Origin of the sequence: Burkholderia sp. Se-20378 (assembly GCF_017104665.1) — a bacterium.
GTDB classification, from domain to species: domain Bacteria; phylum Pseudomonadota; class Gammaproteobacteria; order Burkholderiales; family Burkholderiaceae; genus Burkholderia; species Burkholderia lata.
This window is the reverse complement of sequence record NZ_JAAGPG010000971.1, coordinates 1-1771: the sequence shown is the minus strand read 5'-3', so window position 1 is coordinate 1771 and position 1771 is coordinate 1. Positions and strand designations below refer to the sequence as shown.

General features: G+C 68.4%; 2 protein-coding genes. Both read left to right on the top strand.

Annotated elements, in window-relative coordinates:
- The first annotated feature begins 146 nt into the window (after positions 1-146).
- Positions 147-1082: an AraC family transcriptional regulator gene (locus tag G3N93_RS39450; protein ID WP_206135465.1), complete on the top strand. Its 936-nt coding sequence runs from the start codon at positions 147-149 to the stop codon at positions 1080-1082.
- Positions 1079-1771, top strand: a 693-nt coding sequence (locus tag G3N93_RS39445; protein WP_307873457.1) for an FGGY family carbohydrate kinase, incomplete at its 3' end; no start/stop codon positions are given. The genes G3N93_RS39450 and G3N93_RS39445, both read left to right, overlap by 4 nt.

The following is a 1771-nucleotide window of genomic DNA, read 5'->3' as shown; positions in this document are numbered from 1 at the left end:
CCGAGCGCAACGTCACGCTGCCGGACGCGAACCCGATCGCGCACGCGGCGCCGCCGGCGGCCGCGTCGCGCACCACGCCGCCTGCAGCAACGGGCTGGTCGATGTCCCGTTCGTAGCACGCCGGCACGCCCCCGACGGAGCACACGATGAACCCGGATCTCGAGATCGTTCCCACCCACCGCGACGAATCGTTCCGCGCGTGGATCCACGACTATCCGCATTCGGTCGCGAAGTGGCACTTCCATCCCGAATACGAGATCCATCTGATCCAGGCGTCGCACGGCAAGATGTTCGTCGGCGATCACATCGGCGATTTCGGCCCCGGCAACCTGATTGTCACCGGGCCGAACCTGCCGCACAACTGGGTCAGCGAACTCGCCGACGGCGAGCGCGTGCCGTCGCGCGACGTCGTGCTGCAGTTCTCGCGCGACGCGATCGAGAAGATGGTCGGCGCGTTCAGCGAGCTGCAGCCGGTGATCGACCTGATCGACGACGCGGCGCGCGGCGTGCAGTTTCCCGACCGCGTCGGCCGCGACGTCGCGCCGCTGATGCTCGAACTCGCGAACGCGCACGGCTGCCGGCGCGTCGAGATCCTGATGTCGCTGTTCGACCGGCTGTCGTCGTGCCGCGAACGGCGCGTGCTCGCCGGCCCCGGCTACCGCAGCGATGCGCAGCACTACATGTCGTCGACCATCAACCAGGTGCTGTCGTACCTGCAGCAGAACCTGCCCGGCATGCTGCGCGAAACCGATGTCGCCGCGTTCGCCGGGATGAGCGTCAGCACCTTCACGCGCTTTTTCCGCCGCCATACCGGCTCGTCGTTCGTGCGCTACCTGAACCGGCTGCGCATCAATGAGGCCTGCGAACTGCTGATGTTTTCCGACCTGACGGTGACCGACATCTGCTACCGGGTTGGCTTCAACAACCTGTCGAATTTCAACCGTCAGTTTCTCGCGATGAAGCAGGTGCCGCCGTCGAGGTTCCGCGCGCTGCACCGGCTCAACGAACCGCACGGCCGCGACGACGCGCCGCCGCTTCGGCGTGCGCCGCCGCGCGCCCCAGACAGGATGCTTCACACGTGACATTTCTCGGCATCGATCTCGGCACGTCCGAGGTCAAGGTTCTTCTCACCGATTCCCGTTCGGTCCCGCTCGCGACCGGCTCGGCCGCGCTGTCGATCAGCCGGCCCCATCCGCACTGGTCCGAACAGAGCCCGCAGGCGTGGTGGCACGCGATGCTCGATGCGATCGCGGCGGTGCGCGCCGCGCATCCGGCCGGCTTCGCCGCGCTGCGCGGCATCGCGCTGTCGGGGCAGATGCACGGCGCGACGCTGATCGATCGCGCGGACCAGGTGCTGCGCCCCGCGATCCTGTGGAACGACACGCGCGCCGGCACCGAATGCGTCGAGCTCGAAGCGCTGGTGCCGGAATCGCGCGCGATCACCGGCAACATGGCGATGCCCGGCTTCACCGCGCCGAAACTGCTGTGGCTCGCGAAATACGAGCCCGCCGTGTTCCGCGCGGTGCACAAGGTGCTGCTGCCGAAGGACTACCTGATCTGGCGTCTGTCCGGCGAATTCGTGTCCGACATGTCCGACGCGTCGGGCACGCTGTGGCTCGACTGCGCGCGCCGCGACTGGTCCGACCGGATGCTCGCCGCGACCGAGCTGTCGCGCGCGCAGATGCCACGCCTCGTCGAAGGCAACGCGCCCGCCGCGCAACTGCGCGACACGCTGCGGCGCGAATGGGGCATCGCGGGGCCCGTGACGATA

Coding starts and splice junctions, on each gene's coding strand:
- G3N93_RS39450 (WP_206135465.1), top strand. CDS start 147: ATGAACCCGGATCTCGAGATCGTTCCCACCCACCGCGACGAATCGTTC.